General features: G+C 73.5%; 15 protein-coding genes. 3 read left to right on the top strand and 12 right to left on the bottom strand.

Going from position 1 to position 18535, the window contains the following annotated elements; translation table 11 throughout:
• Positions 1 to 13: 13 nt before the first annotated feature.
• The 3 genes from FH609_RS08430 to FH609_RS08420 form a co-directional block, all read right to left on the bottom strand.
• Positions 14 to 1288 (bottom strand): FAD-dependent oxidoreductase, encoded by a 1275-nt coding sequence (locus FH609_RS08430; RefSeq protein WP_139666378.1) that lies wholly within the window; start codon positions 1286 to 1288, stop codon positions 14 to 16.
• 716 nt (positions 1289 to 2004) lie between these two features.
• Positions 2005 to 3000: a TIGR01777 family oxidoreductase gene (locus FH609_RS08425; protein WP_139666379.1), complete on the bottom strand. Its 996-nt coding sequence runs from the start codon at positions 2998 to 3000 to the stop codon at positions 2005 to 2007.
• A 17-nt stretch (positions 3001 to 3017) separates the two neighbouring features.
• Entirely contained in the window at positions 3018 to 3587 is a 570-nt protein-coding gene (locus tag FH609_RS08420; RefSeq protein ID WP_139666663.1) for a DUF4240 domain-containing protein, read from the bottom strand.
• Between the two features lie 271 nt (positions 3588 to 3858).
• Here FH609_RS08420 and FH609_RS08415 point away from each other — a divergent pair, with 271 nt between their 5' ends.
• Positions 3859 to 4788 (top strand): SDR family oxidoreductase, encoded by a 930-nt coding sequence (locus FH609_RS08415; protein WP_226961491.1) that lies wholly within the window; start codon positions 3859 to 3861, stop codon positions 4786 to 4788.
• Positions 4789 to 4795: 7 nt separating this feature from the next.
• Here FH609_RS08415 and FH609_RS08410 read toward each other — a convergent pair whose 3' ends face one another.
• A complete protein-coding gene (locus FH609_RS08410) occupies positions 4796 to 5437 on the bottom strand; it encodes a TetR/AcrR family transcriptional regulator (RefSeq protein ID WP_139666381.1) in 642 nt (213 codons plus the stop codon).
• A 213-nt stretch (positions 5438 to 5650) separates the two neighbouring features.
• On the opposite strand from FH609_RS08410, the gene FH609_RS08405 reads away from it, so the two are divergent.
• Positions 5651 to 6640 carry a TIGR03620 family F420-dependent LLM class oxidoreductase gene (locus FH609_RS08405; protein ID WP_139666382.1) on the top strand — a complete coding sequence of 330 codons (990 nt, stop codon included), beginning with the start codon at positions 5651 to 5653 and terminating at the stop codon, positions 6638 to 6640.
• A gap of 548 nt (positions 6641 to 7188) precedes the next feature.
• Here the strand turns inward: FH609_RS08405 and FH609_RS08400 are convergent.
• The 7 genes from FH609_RS08400 to FH609_RS08370 form a co-directional block, all read right to left on the bottom strand.
• Positions 7189 to 7674 carry a nuclear transport factor 2 family protein gene (locus tag FH609_RS08400; RefSeq protein ID WP_139666383.1) on the bottom strand — a complete coding sequence of 162 codons (486 nt, stop codon included), beginning with the start codon at positions 7672 to 7674 and terminating at the stop codon, positions 7189 to 7191.
• A gap of 33 nt (positions 7675 to 7707) precedes the next feature.
• A complete protein-coding gene (locus FH609_RS08395; RefSeq protein WP_139666384.1) occupies positions 7708 to 8706 on the bottom strand; it encodes a helix-turn-helix transcriptional regulator in 999 nt (332 codons plus the stop codon).
• 349 nt (positions 8707 to 9055) lie between these two features.
• Positions 9056 to 9679 carry a GntR family transcriptional regulator gene (locus FH609_RS08390; protein ID WP_139666385.1) on the bottom strand — a complete coding sequence of 208 codons (624 nt, stop codon included), beginning with the start codon at positions 9677 to 9679 and terminating at the stop codon, positions 9056 to 9058.
• Positions 9680 to 9791: 112 nt separating this feature from the next.
• Positions 9792 to 11582, bottom strand: coding sequence for a 2-oxoglutarate dehydrogenase, E2 component, dihydrolipoamide succinyltransferase (gene sucB, locus FH609_RS08385; protein WP_139666386.1), 1791 nt, complete (start codon positions 11580 to 11582; stop codon positions 9792 to 9794).
• A gap of 65 nt (positions 11583 to 11647) precedes the next feature.
• Complete coding sequence (lpdA, locus tag FH609_RS08380) at positions 11648 to 13036, bottom strand: dihydrolipoyl dehydrogenase (protein WP_139666664.1); 1389 nt, start codon at positions 13034 to 13036, stop codon at positions 11648 to 11650.
• A 282-nt stretch (positions 13037 to 13318) separates the two neighbouring features.
• A complete protein-coding gene (locus tag FH609_RS08375; protein WP_139666387.1) occupies positions 13319 to 14842 on the bottom strand; it encodes a leucyl aminopeptidase in 1524 nt (507 codons plus the stop codon).
• 119 nt (positions 14843 to 14961) lie between these two features.
• Entirely contained in the window at positions 14962 to 15810 is an 849-nt protein-coding gene (locus FH609_RS08370; RefSeq protein WP_139666388.1) for an adenosylcobinamide-GDP ribazoletransferase, read from the bottom strand.
• Positions 15811 to 15845: 35 nt separating this feature from the next.
• Here FH609_RS08370 and FH609_RS08365 point away from each other — a divergent pair, with 35 nt between their 5' ends.
• Entirely contained in the window at positions 15846 to 16598 is a 753-nt protein-coding gene (locus FH609_RS08365) for a hypothetical protein (RefSeq protein ID WP_139666389.1), read from the top strand.
• Positions 16599 to 17399: 801 nt separating this feature from the next.
• On the opposite strand, the gene cobT is transcribed toward FH609_RS08365, so the two are convergent.
• A complete protein-coding gene (gene cobT, locus FH609_RS08360) occupies positions 17400 to 18518 on the bottom strand; it encodes a nicotinate-nucleotide--dimethylbenzimidazole phosphoribosyltransferase (protein WP_139666390.1) in 1119 nt (372 codons plus the stop codon).
• Positions 18519 to 18535 lie beyond the last annotated feature (17 nt).

Genomic DNA, 18535 nt, shown 5'->3' with positions numbered 1-18535 from the left:
GCGGCGGCGGGGATCAGCCGACGGCCATGCTGGCGCCCGTGGCCGCCCGGGCGCAGCCGAGGTCCTCCAGGACGGCGAGGCTGGCCCGTCGGGCGGAGACGAGGTCCCCGGTGATGCCCGGCAGGTCCCGGTGGTCGCCGCAGACGTAGAGCCCGTCCAACAGGCGCACCGGCCGACGCCGCCGGTAGGGCGGTGGCAGCACGGGCACCGCCTGCCGGTCGTGGTGGGCGGCAAGCAGCCGCCAGCCGTCGGCAGACGCCCCGTGGAGTTCGCCGAGTTGGGGCCGGGCCACCTTGTCCAGCAGCTCGGCGGGCTCCGCCGCCTGCGGGCCGATGATCACCGAGGTCAGCAGCGTCTGGCCGGCGGGGGCCCGGCTCGGATCGGCGGCGGAGGCGGCCACCGAGTGGGCCACCGGGCCACGCGTGCCGGCCTCCACCAGCAGCGCGGGGCGGGGCGTTGGCAGCGTCGGTGCCGCGTGGTGGAGGACGGTCACCTGGTGGAAGCGCGGCATCCGCAGGCCCGGCAGTAGCCGTCCCGCCGTCGCCGCGCCGGTGGCCACCACCACGGCCCGGCAGCGGAAGACGCCGTGGGCCGCCGTCTCGACCCGGGTGGTGGCGACGGAGGTCACCCTGACCCCAGTGCGCAGCGACCCCGCCGGCAGCTCGGCCGCCAGCGCCGACGGAAGCGCCGCCGAGCCGCCCTCGGGCAGCGCGAGACCGTGGCGGGCGAAGGCCCGCAGCACGGCGTCGCTCAGCCGGCTCGACGTCGCCAACTCCGGGTCGTGGAGCAGGGCGGCGAGCGTCGGCCGGAGCATGGCGTCGGCGATCCGGGCTGGGATGTCGCGCTGCGTCAGCGCCTGGGCGGCCGTCACCTCCGGCCGGCGGGAGAGCTGCTCCTCGGTCAGCCGACCCAGCCTGGCCAGGTTGGCCCGGAGCCAGATCTGGTCGAAGGACTCGGCGGGCGGGTTGTCCGCCTCGCTCTCGCCGCCGAGGTGGCAGACCGGGCCCGCGCCGTGCAGTTGGACCCCGCCGGTCAGCGGACGTAGTGCCACCGGCCGGGGCAGTTCGGCCAGTGCGGGGGACTGGGGAAGGGTCAGCTGGCTGGAGCGGTCCAGCAGGAAGCCGTCCCGTTGTTCGGTGGCCATCCGGCCGCCGATCCGGTCGCTGGCCTCCAGCACGGTGATCGCCAGACCGGCCGCGCTCAGCCGGTGGGCCGCTGACAGCCCGGCGGTCCCTGCTCCGATGATGACAACGTCGGTGTCCGTGTGGCGTGTTCGGCTGCTGAGCACTGGGCCTCCCTGGTGAGGTGGTCGGTGCGTCGGAGCGGCGGTCGGTCCTCGGCGGGTGAGCCTTGGTACCTGATGCCCGCTGCGGCGCGAGCAATGCCTTCCGAACCGGAGCCGACCCTCTCACGACGTCCCGAAAGCGGCAGAGCGCACGGACCGGGTATCGGCGCACAAGGAGGGCGCAGACCCCCGACGGGGTGCCCCCGCCGCCCGCCCGGCGGCCGTTGGCGGCGGTGCCCGGCCCGGGAACATGGGGCGCAGCGCCGACCCCACGCCCCCGGACGAGACGTCGGAGAAGGCGTCGGGCGAGACGCCGGAGGAGGGGCTGGAGGAGCCGTTGAACCAGGCGCCGGGTGAGGCGTTGGGCGAGGAATCCGAGGCGTCGCAGCGCCTCCCCGAGCCGGCGACCGGGGGAGGCGCTGCCGTCCCGTGGCGCGAAGCGGCCGGGCGGGAGCAGGGACACGAACGGGATCGGCTCCCACGGGGGTTGGCGCCGGCGCAGGAGACGGCCGATACCGGGCAGCCTGGTGAGACGGCGGGCGGCAATGGTCATCCTTGTGGCGAAGCGGTCACGGAGAGTCAGAGAGAGCATGGTCCAAACCGTACAGCCCGCCACTGACAGTGACCAATCGGCTCCTTATCGCAGCCTTACCGCTTGGGGTCTCGTGGCGGCGGCGCCCCCTCGCGTCGTCGGGATCGCGCCGCCGCGCCCCGGCCGTTCAGTCGAGCGCCGCGCGGATCGCGGCCTCGACCGTGGGGTGCTGAAAGGTGAACCCCGAGGTCTGGAGGCGGGCCGGGAGCACCCGCTGGCTGCCCACGATGTCCTCGGCGAACTCGCCGACCACCACGCGCAGGACGAACTTCGGCACCGGCAGGATCGCGGGCCGGTGCAGCACCCGGCCCATGGTGCGGGTGACCTCGCGGTTGGTGACGGGCTCGGGGCCGGTGAGGTTGACCGGGCCCGTCAGTTCGTTCCCCTCCGTCATCAGGAACCGCATCGCCGCCAGATGGTCGGCGAGCGAGATCACGCTCCAGTACTGCCGACCGTTGCCCAGCGGCCCGCCGATGCCGGCCCGGAAGATCGGGAAGAGCCGTCCCCACGCGCCGCCCTTGCGGGCCACGACATGGCCGGTGCGCAGGTGGAGGGTGCGCACCCCGGCCCGGCGGGCCGCCTCGGCCGCGCCCTCCCAGTCCCGGCAGACGTCCGCCAGAAACCCTTCGCCCGCGGCGGCGTCCTCGTCCACCGCGCGCTGCCCGGTGTCCCCGTAGTACCCGATCGCGCTGCCGCACAGAAAGACCCGGGGCGGGGTCGCCTGGGCCGCGATGGCCTCGGCGATCGCCGTGGTGCCCAGCACCCGGCTGTCCTTGATCACTCTCTTGTAGCGGGCCGTCCACCGATGGTCGCCGACCCCGGCACCGGCCAGGTGCACCACCGCGTCGCAGCCGGCCAGCGCGGCGACGTTCGTCGCCCGGTCCTGGCCCGAAGGGTCCCAACGCGCCTCGTCGTGCGCCCCGGGCGCACGGCGGACCAGGCGCACCACCTCACACCCCGAGGCGCGGAGCGAGTCGGCCAACGCGCCCCCGAGCAGGCCCGAGGTGCCGGTGACCGCGACGCGGCGCGGGAGGCCGTCGGAGGAATCCTCCTCCGGTGTCGGAGCGGGTGCGGGACCTGAGGAGGAGGGCGAGGGGACGTCGGAGGAGGAGTCAGCTGCCATGGGGCCATCCTGATCGATCACACCTGGGCCGGGCCACCCGCGAGGCCCTGCGGGTCGGCCGCCCGGCGGCGCGCCCCGAACCGCGCCCACAGCTCGGGGAGGGCGGCGGCGAGCGCCTCCTCGTCCTCCAGGTCGATCGGGACGCCCTGCGGCTCCACACCGGGGTCGCCGAGTCCGAGATCGGGCAGCTCCACGCCGGTGAGGTGCTCGTAGGCGTCGAACGCGGCATATCCGATCTCCTCGGCCTCCCCCTCGGTCCGCTCGTCGAAGTCGGGCAGCAGCTCGGCTAGCGCGTCCGGGTCGGCGAGCGCCCCCTCGAAGACGGTTCGGCCCTGACTGATGAGCCAGCAGCGGAAGTTCTCGAAGGCGTCGTCGCCCGCGCCGTTCAGCAGCACGCAGGCGGCGCCCCACAGATCCCAGCGGTAGGCACGGCTGAAGCGGGCCTCGAAGTGCCGCGCGAAGTCGTGAACGGCCTCGGGGTCCAGCCCGGTGAGGCGCTCCACCAGCAGTTCGGCGTGTAGGTCCGGATCGCGCCCGGCGGCGAGTCGCGTGCCGTCGACCAGCGCCCAGAACTCCGTCTCGTCCATCACGGCATCAGGATCGGCGGGCGGGGCCCGCTCCGCACCTCGGAGGTCCCCCGGACGAGTGGTCGCGGCCGCACGGTGTCGGCGGGGGCGCGATAAACCCGACAGAGGGTGTCTGGATTGGCTGTCAGGGTCGGAACGGCCGGGAGCGGTACGGCTCTCCGGTTATCCATCGATGAATCGACTTCGGCGGCTCATGCGATGGATGGACCAGGGGACACAGTCGTCCGGGTGCACGAGGACCCGGGTGAACGAACAGGCGGAGGACGCACGCGTGACAACACAGGACGGACCACTGGCCGGACGGATCGCGCTGGTTGCGGGGGCGACCAGGGGCGCGGGACGCGCGATGGCCGTGGAGTTGGGCCGGGCGGGGGCGACGGTCTATGTCACCGGCCGCACCACCCGGTCCTCGGTGAGCGAGGTCGGGCGCGCCACCGAAACGATCGAGGAAACCGGAGAACTGGTCACCCAGGCGGGCGGCGAGGGCATCGCCGTGCCCACGGACCACCTCGAGGCGGAGCAGGTGCGGGCGCTGGTGGAACGGATCGACCGGGAACACGGCCGGTTGGACGTCCTGATCAACGACGTCTGGGGCGGCGAGCACCTGATCGACATCTCCGGCGGGAAGAAGATGTGGGAGTTCGGCCTGGAGCCGGGGATGCGGATGCTCCGCCTGGGCGTCGAGTCGCACATCATCACCAGCCACTTCGCCCTGCCGCTGCTGGTGCGGAACGAGGGCGGGCTGCTGGTCGAGGTCACCGACGGCACGGCCGAGTCCAACGCCGACTACCGGGGGTCGTTCTACTACGACCTGACCAAGTACGCGCCGATCCGCATGGCGGCCGGGCTCGGACAGGAGCTGAAGGGGTTCGGCTGCGCGGCGGTCAGTGTGACGCCGGGCTTCCTCCGGTCCGAGCAGATGCTGGAATCCGCCTTCGGCGTCACCGAGGAGAACTGGCGCGATGCGATCGCCAAGGAGCCGTACTTCGCGATCTCCGAGACCCCGACCTATCTGGGGCGGGGGGTGGCGGCGCTGGCCGCCGACCCGGAGCGTGCGCGGTTCAACGGGCGCTCGTTGGACAGCGCCACGCTGGCGCGCGAGTACGGGGTGACCGACGTGGACGGCTCACGCCCGGACTGCTGGGCCTTCCTGAAGCGGGCGTTGGCGGGGGAGGAGGTGGACGCGGCCGACTACCGCTGATCGGCCGTTAACGCCGGGCCTTGGACGGGCGGCGGCGCAGGGCGTCGAGCACGAGGGCGAGCAGCCGCTCGGGGCGCGCGGCCTCGCCGCCGTCCTCGTCCGTCACCCCGCCCGAGGTGGCGAGCGCGATGCCGACGACCAGCCGCAGCATCTCCTCGGTGGTGAGGTCGGGGCGGGTGGTGCCGCGGCCCTGGGCGCGGGCCAGGAGTTCGCCGGCGGCTTCGCGCAGCCGCTGGTGGCAGTCGAAGCCGAGCTCCGACTTGGTCAGCAACAGGGCGCTGCCCAGGCCCTGTTGGGCCTGTGCGTGGTCGAGGAAGGCGTGTAGCCAGTCGGCCAGCGCCCGATCGGGGTCGGGTTCGGCGAGCAGGGCATCGGCCCGTTGCGTCAGCCGCTCGATCCGTTCGGTGAGCACGGCCGCCAGCAGGGCCTCGCGGGTTGGGAAGTGGCGATAGAGGGTGCCCGCGCCGACGCCGGCCTGGCGGGCGATCTGGTTGAGCGAGGCCTCGGGGCCGGCCGAGGCGAAGACGCTCTCGGCGGCTGCGAGCAGCCGGGCCCGGTTGCGCAGCGCGTCCGAGCGGGCGTTGGGCCGCGGGCCGGCCTGCGCTCCACTCGGCTGGTTCTTCTGCCCGCTCTCCCTCGTGTCCGTCATGCCCCCATCCTCCCCGAGGCTGGCGCCCGTTCGAACCGGATCGGCCACCCACGCCATCGGAGATGTTCTCCGAAGTGGTCGGACAGCCCAGGGGGCCGATACGGAGAGGTTCTCCGAATCGGCCGAGTCCGGTGTACGGTGGCCGAGTGAAGCGGAGAGGTTCTCCGCTTTCTGGGCGGCCGATGCCCGCCCGGCGGTAACGAGAGGTGGATCATGACCGTTGCGTCGACCGAGACAACGGGAGTGGCGAAGCTGCGACGGGCAACCGGACCGCTCGGCCTGTGGACAACCGCCTTTGAGGCCCAACCAGCCGGCCCGGTGCAGGAGACCGTGGCGGAACTGGAGGAACTAAGGTGGGGCGCGATCTGGTTCGGAGAGGCGTTCGGCCGGGACACCGTGAGCCAGTCCTGGCTGGTGCTGTCGGCCACCCGGCGCCTCACGGTCGCCTCCGGCATCGCCAACATCGCCTTCCGCGATCCCGTCGCCCTGGTCGGCGCCGAACGGGCCCTGCACGACGCCTTCCCCGGCCGCTACCTCCTGGGGCTCGGTGGCCACCGGGTGGATGACACGGTCCACCACGTGGACGGCTATCGGATTCCCGGGCGAGGGCGTCCCGTGGCCGCCATGCGCGCCTATCTGGACTCGATGGACGCGGTTCCCGCGCATGGACCCGCGCCGGTGGACCCGCCGGCACGGGTCCTCGCGGCGCTCGGCCCGCGCATGATGGCGCTCGCTGGCGAACGCACGCTAGGGGCGCATCCGTACTTCGTGCCGGTCGAACACACGGCGAGGGCGCGGGAGATCCTGGGGCCCGATTCCTATCTGGCGGTCGAGCAGGCCGTGGTGCTCGACCAGAACCGCGACCGGGCACGGGAGCTTGCCACCGCCCATGTCGCCGGGTATCTGGTGGCGCCGCACCAGCAGCGGAGCCTGCGCACGCTGGGCTTCACCGACGCTGATCTCGATGCCGCGGCCCCCAGCCGCCGGCTGGTTGACGCCATCGTGGCGTATGGCGATCTCGCGGCCGTGGAGCGTCGGGTCGCCGACCATCTCGCCGCCGGCGCCGACCACGTCTGCCTTCAGGTGCTCACGGCCGACCCGACCGCGCTCCCGCTCACCGCCTGGCGCGAGTTGGCGCCCGCGCTGCTCGGCCGCTTCCCCAACGATGGCTCCGACGTGGAGACCTCTTCCGGCCAGGGCTGATTCCCTGGTGCGGAGACCCCCTCCGCTTCGACGTCGGGAGAGGGCCCGATGTGGAGTGGTTCTCCGGGGCGGAGCACTGCGCATGGGGCGGCGGCTGATTCCGGGGGCTGGTGACCGACTCCCGGGGGCGGTGCGGCTCGAAGTGGAGAGACCTTCCGGTTCTGGGGGCGGTTTGATGCGGAGATCGTCTCCGGAGCGTTGAGCGCGGCCGTATGCGGGGAGCCTCTCCGGTTGGTGAAGGGCGCGCGAGACGGAGAACTTCTCCGGTCCGCCGGGGGCCAGTCAGGCGGAAAGGTTCTCCGTCGGGCGCCCCGGAGTGGCGCGCTTTCCTTCCGGGGCGGAGCGTGCCCGAGGCGGAGCGGCCCTCCGTTTCGAGATCGTCCCCGGCACGGTGGGCGGTTTCGAGGGGCGGAGTCACCTGGTCCATGCAGATAACCCCTCCGGTTGGCCCGTCCCGCTGCGTTCCCCGGGCGCTCGCCCCGTCCCGCCCCCGCCCCGCCCCCGGCGCCCCGTGCCGGGGGCGCCTGGGGCCGGTCCTCGGCCGGGGTTCAGCCCAACGTGGGGGGCTCGCCTCTGCTCCACACGCGTTCGACGGTCAGGGTGTGGAAGCGCCAGCCGTGTGCGGTGCGGACGAGTTCGCAGTGCCAGCGGCCGCCGACCACGAACAGGGGGTCGGCCCCGGGGCCGCGTTGGCGGAGCGTCGAGTCATGGTGGACATGGGTCATCAGGGCGTTCCAGGCGGCCGTCGCCGTCGCGCCGTCCGGCGCCAGCTCCACCAGCACGTCGGTCGCCTGGTGTTGGGTGCCGGCGAACCGTCCCAGCGCCTCCGCGTTCAGGCGGGTCACCTCGGCCAGCCCCTCGGCGGTGCCGACCGGCGTGGTGACCCTGACGTTCTCGGTCAGGAAACGGGCGGCCGTCTCCTCGGAGTGGTCGTGCGCGTCGAAGGAGTGGAACATTCGGCTGATGGCGTCGGTGACGGCGCGCTGGTCCAGCGCCGCCCGAAGCTCCGAAGAGTCCGGCAGGTCTGAGGTCATGATCCGATGCTGCGCCTTCAAGCACGGTTGAGGTCAAGTACCGGACGACGTCTCCGCCTCGCCGTAGAGCGCCGCCAGCGCGGCGGCCGAGCGGACGAAGCGGGCCCGCAGCTCCGGCGGCTGGAGAACCTCCACCTCGGGTCCCAGGCCCAGCAGCTGCTCGTAGGCCACGTCCAGCGACTCCACGGCCAGTGTGACCGTGACCCAGCCCCGTTCGTCCGGCCCCTCGCCGCCGGCCAGCGCCTCCTCGGCGGCCGTTCGGTCGGTGTGGGCGCGTAGCCGGCGGGCGCCGTTCTCGCTCAGTCGCAGCCGGACGCTCTCCCGCAGGATCGCCCGGGCGAACGCCGCCGCCCGTTCCGCCCAGAAGGACGGCAGGTCGAACTCCGGGTCGCGGTCGAAGCGTTCGTCGGTCACCGTCACCTCGGAGAAGCGGGCCACCCGGTAGACGCGGTGCTCCCGCCCGCCCACCGGCCGGGCCGCCAGGTACCAGGCGCCCGCCTTGAGCACCAGGCCGTGTGGCTCCCAGGAGCGGGTGACCGTCGAGCCGTCGCCGCGTCGGTAGGCGGCCGTCATCCGGGTCTCGCCCCAGACGGCCTCGGCGACCGCCGGCAGCGCCTCGGGCGTCTCGGGCGGCTGCCACCAGTGCGGTGCGTCCAGGTGGAACCGTTGCGCGGCGCTGTGTTCGGCGTCCCTCAGCTCCGGCAGGAGCGCGGCCGAGACCTTCAGCCGGGCGGCGGAGGCCGTGTCCGCCAGGCCCATGTCCCGCAGCGCGGACGGCACTCCGGACAGGAAGAGCGCTTCGGCCTCGTCGCGTCCCAGGCCCGTCAGCCGGGTGCGGTAGCCGCCGACCAGGCGGTACCCGCCGGCGCGGCCCCGGTCCGCGTAGACCGGGACGCCGGCCTCGGAGAGGGCCTCCACATCCCTGGCCACCGTTCGTTCGGAGACCTCCAGCTCGGCGGCCAGTTCCCCGGCCGTCATGCTCTGTCGGGACTGCAACAACAGGACCAGCCTGATCAATCGAGCCGCACGCACCCGTCCAGCCTCCACGATCGACCGCGCGATGGGAAACCAGGGCGAGAGCGACGGCCGAGGGCGGGAAACCGGGTGACGAGAACCCGAAACCCGGTGGTGGGAATCCGCGCCGGCGGTTCGCGCCGTCTGGCAGCATGAGGGCAACCGTGAGGGCCGGGTCCCGTAGGTTCGTTGGCGCGACATCGGGGACCCGGGCCTCGGGTAGAGCCACGCCACAGGGCAGGACAGGTGCTTGCTGTGGCGCGGTTCTGTCTTCCCTTGAACCATAGGGCCCTGATCGATGATCGATCAAAGCATTCGCGAAAATTGACACCCTGTGCCAGGGCAAATCGGGGCGAACCGGGGAAGATCAGGCACGCGGTGCACAGTTCAGGACATGCTCCTTGACCAGTTCCCCGATCCTCGGATCGCGGCGGAGGAACGCGTCGATCAACTCCTGGTGCTCCTCCGCGTAGGACCGCTGGCGCGTGCCGAGCCAGCGGATCGACAGCGCGGTCCAGATCTCGATGCCCAGCGACTCCCAGGTGTGCAGCAGCACGCTGTTGCCCGAGGCCATCACCAGCTTGTGGTGGAACGCCACGGTGTGCCCCACCTGCGCCTCGGCGTCGTTCTCCCGGTCGGCAGTCCGCAGCGCCGCCACCTCCGGCACCAGCGCCGAGGCGTCCGAGGCGAGCCGCTCGGCGGCCAGCTCGGCGGCGATCTGTTCCAGCCCGGCCCGAACGGGATAGATCTCCTCCAGGTCGCTTGCGGTCAACTTCCGCACGCGAACGCCCTTGTTGGGGGCAGACTCGATCAGCCGCAGCGTCTCCAGCTCCCGCAGCGCCTCCCGCACCGGCGTCTGGCTGACCTCCAGCTCCACCGCGATCCGGCGCTCCACGATCCGCTCGCCGGGCTGCCAACGGCCGCTGACGATGCCCTCCACGATGTGCTCACGGATCTGCTGCCGCAGCGAGTGGACGATGGGCGGGCTCATCACTTCTCCTGTCGGGCCGTTGGCGACCGCATGGCTTGACCTGTTCTTGACCCGGGGAGAACGGGCCGCGCCCCGCCCGGGAGAACACGGGCGGGGCGCGGCCGACGTCGGCTCAGAGGCCGAGTTCACCCTCGAACTCACCGGCTTCCAGCCGGGCCTTGACCTCCGTCAGGTAACGGGCCGCGTCCGCGCCGTCCACCAGCTGGTGGTCGTAGGACAGGGTCAGGTAGACCATGTCCCGGATCGCGATGGTCTCGCCCAGCTCCGGGTGGTTGACGACCACCGGGCGGCGCACCGTGGCGCCGATGCCCAGCTCGGCGACCTGCGGGTAGTTCACGATGATGGTGTCGAACAGCGCGCCGCGCGAACCGGTGTTGCTGATCGTGAACGTGCCGCCCGCCATGTCGTCGGGCGCCAGCCCGCCCTTGCGGACCTTGCCCGCCAACTCGGCGGTCTTCTTGGCGATCCCCGCGATCGACAGGTCACCGGCGTTCTTGATCACCGGGACCATCAGGCCCTTCTCGGAGTCCACCGCGATGCCCACGTGCTCGACGTCGTGGTAGGTGATGGTGCCGTCGTCGTTGATCCTGGCGTTGATCACCGGGTGCAGCTTGAGCGCCTCCGCCGCCGCCTTGACGAAGAACGGCATCGGGGAGAGCTTCACGCCCTCGCGCGCCAGGAAGGACTCCTTGGCCCGCGCCCGCAGCCGCATCACCCTGGTGACGTCGACCTCGACCACCGAGGAGAGCTGCGCCTGGTTCTGGAGGGCGCGCATCATGTTCTCGCCGATGACCTTGCGGATGCGCGGCATCTTGACCGTCTGCCCGCGCAGCGGCGAGGGCTGGGCCGGGGACGGCGCCTTGGCCGAGGGCGCGGCCTGGGCCGGCGCGGCGGCCGCGGCCTTCGCGGCCTCGGCGGCGGCCAGCACATCCTGCTTGCGGATGCGGCCGCCCACGCCCGAGCCCTTGACCTGGCCCAGGTCGACGCCGTTCTCGCTGGCCAACTTGCGCACCAGCGGGGTGACATACGCGCCGTCCGTGGCCGGCGCCGCCGGGCCAGGCGCCGTCGTGGCGCGCGGCGCGGCCGCCGGGGCGGGAGCCGCCTTCGGCTGCGCGGGCGCGGGTGCGGGCGCCGGCGCGGGGGCCTGCGCCTGCGCCGGCTCGGGCGCCGGCTTGGGCTGCTCGGCTGGCTTCGCCGGCGCCTGCGGCGCGGCGGCCTGCGGCGCGGGCTCCGCCTTCGGCTGCGCGGGCGCAGGGGCGGCACCGGCCGCACCGATCACGCCCAGCTTGGCACCGACCTCGGCGGTCTCGTCCTCGCCGACGGTGATTTCCAGCAACGTGCCGCTGGCCGGGGCGGGGATCTCGGTGTCGACCTTGTCCGTGGAGACCTCGAGCAGCGGCTCGTCGGCCTCGACCTCCTCGCCGACCTCCTTCAGCCACCGCGTGACGGTGCCCTCGGTGACGCTCTCGCCGAGCGCCGGGAGCACCACGTCGGTGCCCTCCGCCGCGCCGCCACCCGAGGACGAGGACGGCGCCTCGGCCTGCGCCGGCGCGGCCTGGGGCGCGGACGGCTGCGCCTGAGCCGGCGCGGGCGCCGGCTCAGGAGCGGGCTCGGGCGCCGGCGCGGACTCGGCGGCGGGCGCCGGTGCCTCGGCGGGCGCGCCCGAGCCATCGTCGATCACGGCCAACTCGGCGCCGACCTCGACGGTCTCGTCCTCCGCCACCTTGATGGAGGAGAGCACGCCGGCGGCCGGGGCCGGGATCTCGGTGTCGACCTTGTCGGTGGAGACCTCAAGCAACGGCTCGTCGGCCTCGACGTGTTCGCCCTCCGACTTGAGCCAGCGGGTGACGGTGCCCTCGGTCACGCTCTCGCCGAGCGCCGGAAGGGTTACGGAAACCGCCATGGTTTCTGTTGCTCCTTACGAAATGTGGCAGTGGGTTACGCGCGCTCTGGGTCAACGCGGCCGGGTCAGTCGTGGGAATGCAGTGGCTTGCCGGCGAGGGCCAGATGGGCCTCGCCCAGCGCCTCGTTCTGGGTCGGGTGGGCGTGGATGAGCTGCGCCACCTCGGCCGGCAGCGCCTCCCAGTTGTAGATCAACTGAGCCTCGCCCACCTGCTCGCCGAGCCGGTCGCCCACCATGTGCACGCCGACCACGGCGCCGTCCCTGACCCGCACGAGCTTGATCTCGCCCGCCGTCTTCAGGATCTTGCTCTTGCCGTTGCCCGCGAGGTTGTACTTGAGGGTGACCACCTGGTCGGCGCCGTACAGCTCCTTGGCGCGCGCCTCGGTGACCCCCACCGAGGCCACCTCCGGGTGGCAGTACGTCACCCGGGGCACCCCGTCGTAGTCGATCGGCACCGGGGAGAGCCCGGCCAGCCGCTCGGCGACCAGGATGCCCTCGGCGAAACCGACATGGGCCAGCTGGAGGGTGGGGATCAGGTCGCCGACCGCCGAGATCGTCGGCACATTGGTCCGGCAGTACTCGTCCACCTGCACGAAGCCGCGCTCGATGGCGACCCCGGCCTCCTCGTATCCCAGTCCCTGGGAGACGGGCCCCCGGCCGATGGCCACCAGCAGCAGCTCGGCCTCGAAGGTCTTGCCGTTCTCCAGGGTGACGCGCACCCCGTCGTCGGTGTACTCGGCGCCCTGGAAGAAGGAGCCGAGCGAGAAGTTGATGCCGCGCTTGCGGAAGGCGCGCTCCAGCAGCTTGGAGCTGTTCTCGTCCTCCACCGGCACCAGGTGCGGCAGGCCCTCGACGATGGTCACGTCCGCGCCGAAGGACTTCCAGACGGAGGCGAACTCCACGCCGATCACGCCGCCGCCCAGCACGATCGCCGACTTGGGCACCCGGTCCAGGACTAGGGCGTGGTCGGAGGAGATGATCCGGTCGCCGTCTATCGTCAGGCCCGGCAGGGAACGGGGTACGGAGCCCGTCGCCAGCAGGATGTGCCGGCCGGTGTAGCGCTGCCCGTTCACGTCGACGGAGGTCGGCGACGACAGCCGGCCCTCGCCCTCCACATAGGTGATCTTCCGGGAGGCGACCAGCCCCTGGAGCCCCTTGTAGAGCCCTGCGACCACGCCGTCCTTGTACTTGTGGACCCCCGCGATGTCGATGCCGTCGAAGGTGGTCCGCACGCCGAACTCGGCGCCCTCGCGCGCCGCGTCGGCGATCTCGCCGGCGTGCAGCAGCGCCTTGGTGGGAATGCATCCCTGGTGCAGACAGGTGCCGCCCAGCTTGTTCTTCTCGATCAGGGCCACGTCGAGACCCAGCTGGGAGGCGCGCAGGGCTGCGGCGTAGCCACCGCTGCCGCCTCCGAGGATCACTAGGTCGAAAACGGTGCTGGCGTCGTTCGCCACGTCACGTTCCTCCATGGATGGGGTACACCTGGCCGGTCTGCGCTGACCGGTCGGTGTCGTCTGTCAGCCGCGGGTCGTGCGGCTTGTTGTGGCTCGCCTGGGTGGTTGAGCCTGGCCCTGTCCTGCCGGATGACCATCTTCGCACCTGTTGGACCGTGGTGGGACGGCGGGCCGGTGACGACCGCGACACATCCGCCCCACCACGCGACGACCGCCCGCCGACCGTCCGCCGGCCCGACGCGCCCCCGCGCGCGGCCGGCGGCCGGCCGGCGGACCCGGGCGTCAGCCCAGGTCACCGTCCGCCGTGCGCTCGGCGAGGCGCACCAGGGTGCGCACCGCGAAGCCCGTGCCGCCCTTGGGCGTGTAGCCGTGCGGGGAGCCGTCGTTGTACGCCGGGCCCGCGATGTCCAGGTGCGCCCAGCGCAGGTCGGCCGGCACGAACTCGCGCAGGAAGACGCCGGCGAACAGCCCGCCGCCCATCCGGCCCGCGACGTTGGCCAGGTCGGCGACCGGCGACTTCAGGCCCTCCGACAGCTCGGCCGGCATCGGCAGCGGCCACGACGGCTCGCCGACCTCGTCCGCCGTCTCGTGCAGCAGGTCGCGGAACGCGTCGGTGCCCAGCACGCCCATGGTCCGCTCGCCCAGCGCCACCACCATCGCCCCGGTCAGCGTGGCCACGTCGACCACCCCGTCCGGCTCCTCCTCGCTGGCGCGCACCAGCGCGTCACCGAGCACCAGCCGGCCCTCGGCGTCCGTGTTCAGCACCTCGACGGTCTTCCCGCCGTAGAGGGAGAGCACATCGCCGGGCTTGGTCGCCGAGCCGGACGGCATGTTCTCGGCCAGCGCCAGCCAGCCGGTGAGGTTGACCGCCAGGCCCAGCCGCGCGGCGGCCAGCACCGCTGTGTAGACGGCGGCGGCGCCGCTCATGTCGCACTTCATCGTCTCGTTGTGGCCGGCCGGCTTGAGCGAGATGCCGCCCGAGTCATAGGTGATGCCCTTGCCGACCAGCGCGAGGGTCCGGCTGGCCGCCGGGTTGCGGTAGGCCAGGCGCACCAGCCGGGGCGGGTTGACCGAGCCACGGCCCACGCCCAACAGGCCGCCGAAGCCGCCCTCCTCCAGCGCCGCCTCGTCCCAGACCGTCACGTCCACGCCGTAACCGGGCGCGGTCTCCTCGGCCAGCGCGGCGAAGCCGGCCGGTGTCAGGTCGGCGGGGGGCGTGTTGATCAGATCGCGCGCCCGGCGCACCTCCTCGGCCACCACCAGCGCGCGCTCCGCCGCCTCGGTGTGGGCGTCGTCAGCGGCCGCCTCGTCGAGCACGGTGAACCGGCTGGGCGGCGCGCCCTCCGAGGCGTCGAAGTCACGGCCACGGAACGCGGTGAAACGGTAGGCACCCAGCAGCGCGCCCTCCGCCACCGCCGCAACGGCCGCAGCGTCGGCGACCGGCAGCGCGAACGCCACGTGCTCCCGCCCGCTCAGTGCCCTGGACGCGGCGCCCGCCGCCTTCCGCAGCTGCTCCGGGTCGAACGCGGCCCCCTCATCGGGCACCGCGCCGAGCCCGACCGCCACCAGCAGCGGCGCGGAGACGCCCTCGGGCGTCGGCACCTTGGTGATCTCCAGCTCGGCGCCCTTGGCGCCCAGCGTGGTCAGGGTCGCGGTCAGCGTTCCGCCCGTCGCGGCGTCCACGGCCGCCGCCGGAGCCGAGCCGGCGGCCAGCACCGGCCCCGAGTCGCTCTGGGCGACGCCGATCACAACGGCGTCCGCCGGCACGGTCGCCGCGGAGAGATTGCTGAGGGTCAGTGCAGTCACGGTGTGGGATTCCGTCCTTGTGAGCGTCACATGCTGGAGTGCCTGGACCTGGCCGGAAAGCGTCGGCCACCGACCATCCGGCACAGAAGACTACGCCGCACCCCTACCCGGCACCGGGATCAGGTCGCGCCCACCACCAGGGTGACCAGAGCGACGGCGGTGACGGTCTCGCTGACCGCCCCCAACACCCCCTCGGTCAACCCGCCCAGCCGGGCGCGCGCCTGCCAGAGCACCAACTCCGCCGCGCTCAGCCCCAACGCCACCGTTGCCACCCCGATCACCGCCCCGGCCCCCGGCTCCCCGGCGGCCAACGACCCCACGCCGCCCGCGAACAGCGCGGTCAACGCCGCCAACGGCAGCGCCACCGACGTCGGCACGGCGCGGGCCACCAGCGCGCCGAACCCGTCCCCCTCGGCCGCCGGCACCTCGCGGCACGCCCAGGCCACCCCGGCCCGCGCGGTCACCACCGCGACCAGCACCGCGCCCGCCGCGTAGTCCCTGCCATGCCCGGCGAGTTCGTGCACGGCGGCGACCTGGACGAGCACCGCGAAGAGCAACGCCAACCCGCCGGACCGGCCCAGCCCGGGACCCCGCGCCACGGCCAGCGCCTCGGCGGGGGAACGGCGGGAGGCCAACGCGTCGGCGAATCCCGCCAGGCCCTCCAACGGCAAGCCCCGGGTGAGCAGGGCCAGCAGCGCGACCGTCAGCACCGCCGTCAGCAGCCAGCCGGCCTCCAGCTCCAGCAGCACCCAGCACAGCCCGCCGGCCAGCGCGCCGAGCGCCAGGCCCACGAGCGGGGCCAGCCGCATCCCCGCCGTCGCGGCCGGGCGGTCAACGCGCCGGCCCGCCGGCTGCCAGGCCGTCAGGGCGCCCACCGCGAACCGGAGCCCGTCCGGCAGTGCCGCCATCCCGGTGGCCGGGGGAGGGCCAGCGGGCGGCAGGGGCGGCAACGGCGGCGTGGCGTTCATCAGTTCGCAGGGTAGCCCGACAACGCTGGGCCGTCATGGAGGACTGGTGGTATCGGAACATCGTCGAACCGGGCAAGCAGCCGTTGCTCTTCGCGCTGCTCGCCTTCGTGCTGACCTTCGCGATCACCCGCTGCGTGACCCGCATGATCCGCGCGGGCAAGGGTCCCTTCCACGACGTCTCGGCCGGCGGGCACCACGTTCACCATGTGGTGCCCGGGGTGCTGCTGATGCTGGTCGGCGGCTTCGGCGGGGTGGCGACCGGCGGGCGCGGCTGGGCGGCCGGGGTGCTTGCGGTGCTCTTCGGGATCGGCGCGGGACTGGTCCTGGACGAGTTCGCGCTGATCCTCTACATGCAGGACGTCTACTGGTCCGAGCAGGGCCGACAGAGCGTCGAGATCGTGCTGATCACCAGTGCGCTGGGCGGGATGCTGCTGCTCGGCTTCCTGCCGCTGGGAGTTGACGGCCTGTCGCCCGACGACCGCGACAACCGGGGCGGACTCATCGGCACGCTGCTGCTGCACTTCGTGTGCGCGCTGATCTGCCTGGTCAAGGGCAAGCCGAAGCTCGCGGTCTTCGGCGTGCTGGTGCCGCTGATCGCGATCTTCGGCGCGCTGCGCCTGGCCCGCCCCGACTCGCCGTGGGCGCGCCGCGTCTACCGCCACCACCCCCGCTTCGCGGCCCGCGCCGCCCGCCGCGCCCGCCGCCACGACCGGCGCTGGGCCAGACCCAACCGCAAGATCCAGGACTGGCTGGGCGGCACGCCGACGGGGGAACGGGAGGGAACGTGACGCTGGGCGCTGTGCCTTCCGGGAGGCGCGCCGGCGCTGCGCGCCGCGCCGGGGAGCGCGAGCGCTCCGCGCCGGGCGTGCGCGCCGGGCGCGCTGTCCGCTCGTGCGGGGCCGCTGGCCCGACTTCTCGTCAGCGGCTCCGGCCGCCCCTGGCGATGGTGGGGGGCAGCGGACGAACGGGATGTGCGGTGGGGCGCGCCGCGCGGCGACGCCGGGGCCCGGCGCGGGCTTCGGCGCTTCCTTACGGACGGGCCCTGGGCAGCGCCGAATCGTGCCCGGTGCCTGAGGCCCGGGTGATCGCTGTCGCGAAAGGGAACGCGGTGCGTCCCTGCGGAGCGGGTGTCCGTTTCGCGTCGCGCCGGGGAGTTCGCGCTTCGTGAACGCCCTCGGCGGGAGGGCCCGCTTCCTCCCGGAGTGCCGGGCCTGGGCAGCGGAGCTTCGCATCCGGAACGGTCCTCCGGTTGTGCGCGGGGCGACGCCTCGCGGGTCGTCCGTGCCATGCCGGGCACCGACCGTTGACGCGCCAGCTGTCCGTGTTCCGCGTCAGGGAACGAAGTGCCGATGCTGCAACGGTCGTTACTCGCCCGCCGCCACCGCCACCGGTGCTGCCGGAGCCGGGCCGATGAGGAACGGCCCTCGGCGGACGGAAGCCTGGTAGGAGCACGCGGCGCTCGGGGGCGGTGCCGCTCGGCGCAACGGTGCGGAAGACACGGAAGCGGAGCCCCTCTCCGCCGTAACCGCGGCCGCCGCCGGGGGCCCCGGCCCCGGCGCCGCAGGCGCCTACGCCCGACCACCCGCCGCCTACGCCGTACCGCTCCCCGCCGGAGGCGCCTGCGCCTCCGCGCCGTCCGCCCGCGCCGCCGGAGGCTCCGGCGCCGGGGGCAGCTCCGCTGCCAGGGCGGCCGCCGCGCGGACGAGGGGGAGAGCGAGCAGCGCGCCGCTGCCCTCGCCGATGGTGACGCCGTGGTCGAGCAGCGGGTCCAGCGTCATCCGTTCCAGCGCCTTGGCCTGCGCCGGCTCGCCGCTGCGCTGGCCGGCCAGCCACCAGTCGGGGGCGCGGAACGCGATCCGCTGGCCGACCAGCGCGCAGGCCACCGAGACCACCCCGTCGAGGATCACCGGAGTGCGGCGCACCGCGCACTGGAGGAGGAAGCCCGTCATCGCGGTCAGGTCGGCACCCGCGAGGGTGCCCAGCAGGCGGAGTTGGTCGCCCAGCACCGGCCGGGCCCGGCGCAGGCCGTCCCTGATCGCCGCGCACTTGCGCATCCAGGCGAGGTCGTCGATGCGCACCGCGCCCCGCCCGGTGACCACCGAGGCGTCCGTTCCGCACATCGCCGCCACCAGGGCGCCGGCGGCCGTGGTGCCGCCCACCGAGAGGTCGCCGAGGACCAGCAGGTCGGTGCCGGCGTCGGCCTCCTCGTCCGCGATCGCCATCCCGGCGCGGAAGGCGGCCTCCGTCTCCTCCTCGGTCAGGGTGTCCTCGATGTCCAGCCGGCCCGAGCCGCGCCGCACCCGGTGCCGGGTGACCTCGGCGGGCAGCTCGTCGGCCGGGCAGTCCACGGAGAGGTCGATCACCCGCAGTGGAACGCCGAGTTGACGGGCCAGCACCGCCGCCGGGCCCGTGCCGTCGAGCGTGGCGCGCACCAACTCCACGGTGGAGCCGGCCGGTCGGCCGGAGACGCCCAGTTCGGCGACCCCGTGGTCGCCGGCGAACAGCAGCGCCCTGGGGCGTTCGACGGGCCGCACCGGCACCTGGCCCTGGGCGGCCGCCAGCCAGGCGGCGATCTCGTCGAGCCGGCCCAACGCCTTGGGCGGCACGGTCAGTGTGGCCCGCCGCGCCTCCGCCTGTCGGCGGAGCCTGGCGCTGGGACGTTCGATCAGTTCGCCGAAGTCGTCGAGTCGCAGACCGCCCTCACTCATGCGCACGAGGGTACCGC

The organism is Streptomyces sp. 3MP-14 (genome assembly GCF_006334905.2).
Taxonomy (GTDB): domain Bacteria; phylum Actinomycetota; class Actinomycetes; order Streptomycetales; family Streptomycetaceae; genus Streptomyces; species Streptomyces triticirhizae.
Note: the sequence above shows the minus strand (reverse complement) of the source record. Positions and strands in the feature narration are given on the sequence as shown.

What these genes read in the sequence shown, in the direction of transcription:
- FH609_RS08370 (WP_139666388.1), bottom strand. Translation starts at nt 15,810, where the DNA reads ATGAACGCCACGCCGCCGTTGCCGCCCCTGCCGCCCGCTGGCCCTCCC.
- FH609_RS08405 (WP_139666382.1), top strand. Translation starts at nt 5,651, where the DNA reads ATGACCGTTGCGTCGACCGAGACAACGGGAGTGGCGAAGCTGCGACGG.
- FH609_RS08365 (WP_139666389.1), top strand. Translation starts at nt 15,846, where the DNA reads ATGGAGGACTGGTGGTATCGGAACATCGTCGAACCGGGCAAGCAGCCG.
- FH609_RS08410 (WP_139666381.1), bottom strand. Translation starts at nt 5,437, where the DNA reads ATGACGGACACGAGGGAGAGCGGGCAGAAGAACCAGCCGAGTGGAGCG.
- sucB (WP_139666386.1), bottom strand. Translation starts at nt 11,582, where the DNA reads ATGGCGGTTTCCGTAACCCTTCCGGCGCTCGGCGAGAGCGTGACCGAG.
- FH609_RS08390 (WP_139666385.1), bottom strand. Translation starts at nt 9,679, where the DNA reads ATGAGCCCGCCCATCGTCCACTCGCTGCGGCAGCAGATCCGTGAGCAC.
- FH609_RS08420 (WP_139666663.1), bottom strand. Translation starts at nt 3,587, where the DNA reads ATGGACGAGACGGAGTTCTGGGCGCTGGTCGACGGCACGCGACTCGCC.
- cobT (WP_139666390.1), bottom strand. Translation starts at nt 18,518, where the DNA reads ATGAGTGAGGGCGGTCTGCGACTCGACGACTTCGGCGAACTGATCGAA.
- FH609_RS08400 (WP_139666383.1), bottom strand. Translation starts at nt 7,674, where the DNA reads ATGACCTCAGACCTGCCGGACTCTTCGGAGCTTCGGGCGGCGCTGGAC.
- FH609_RS08425 (WP_139666379.1), bottom strand. Translation starts at nt 3,000, where the DNA reads ATGGCAGCTGACTCCTCCTCCGACGTCCCCTCGCCCTCCTCCTCAGGT.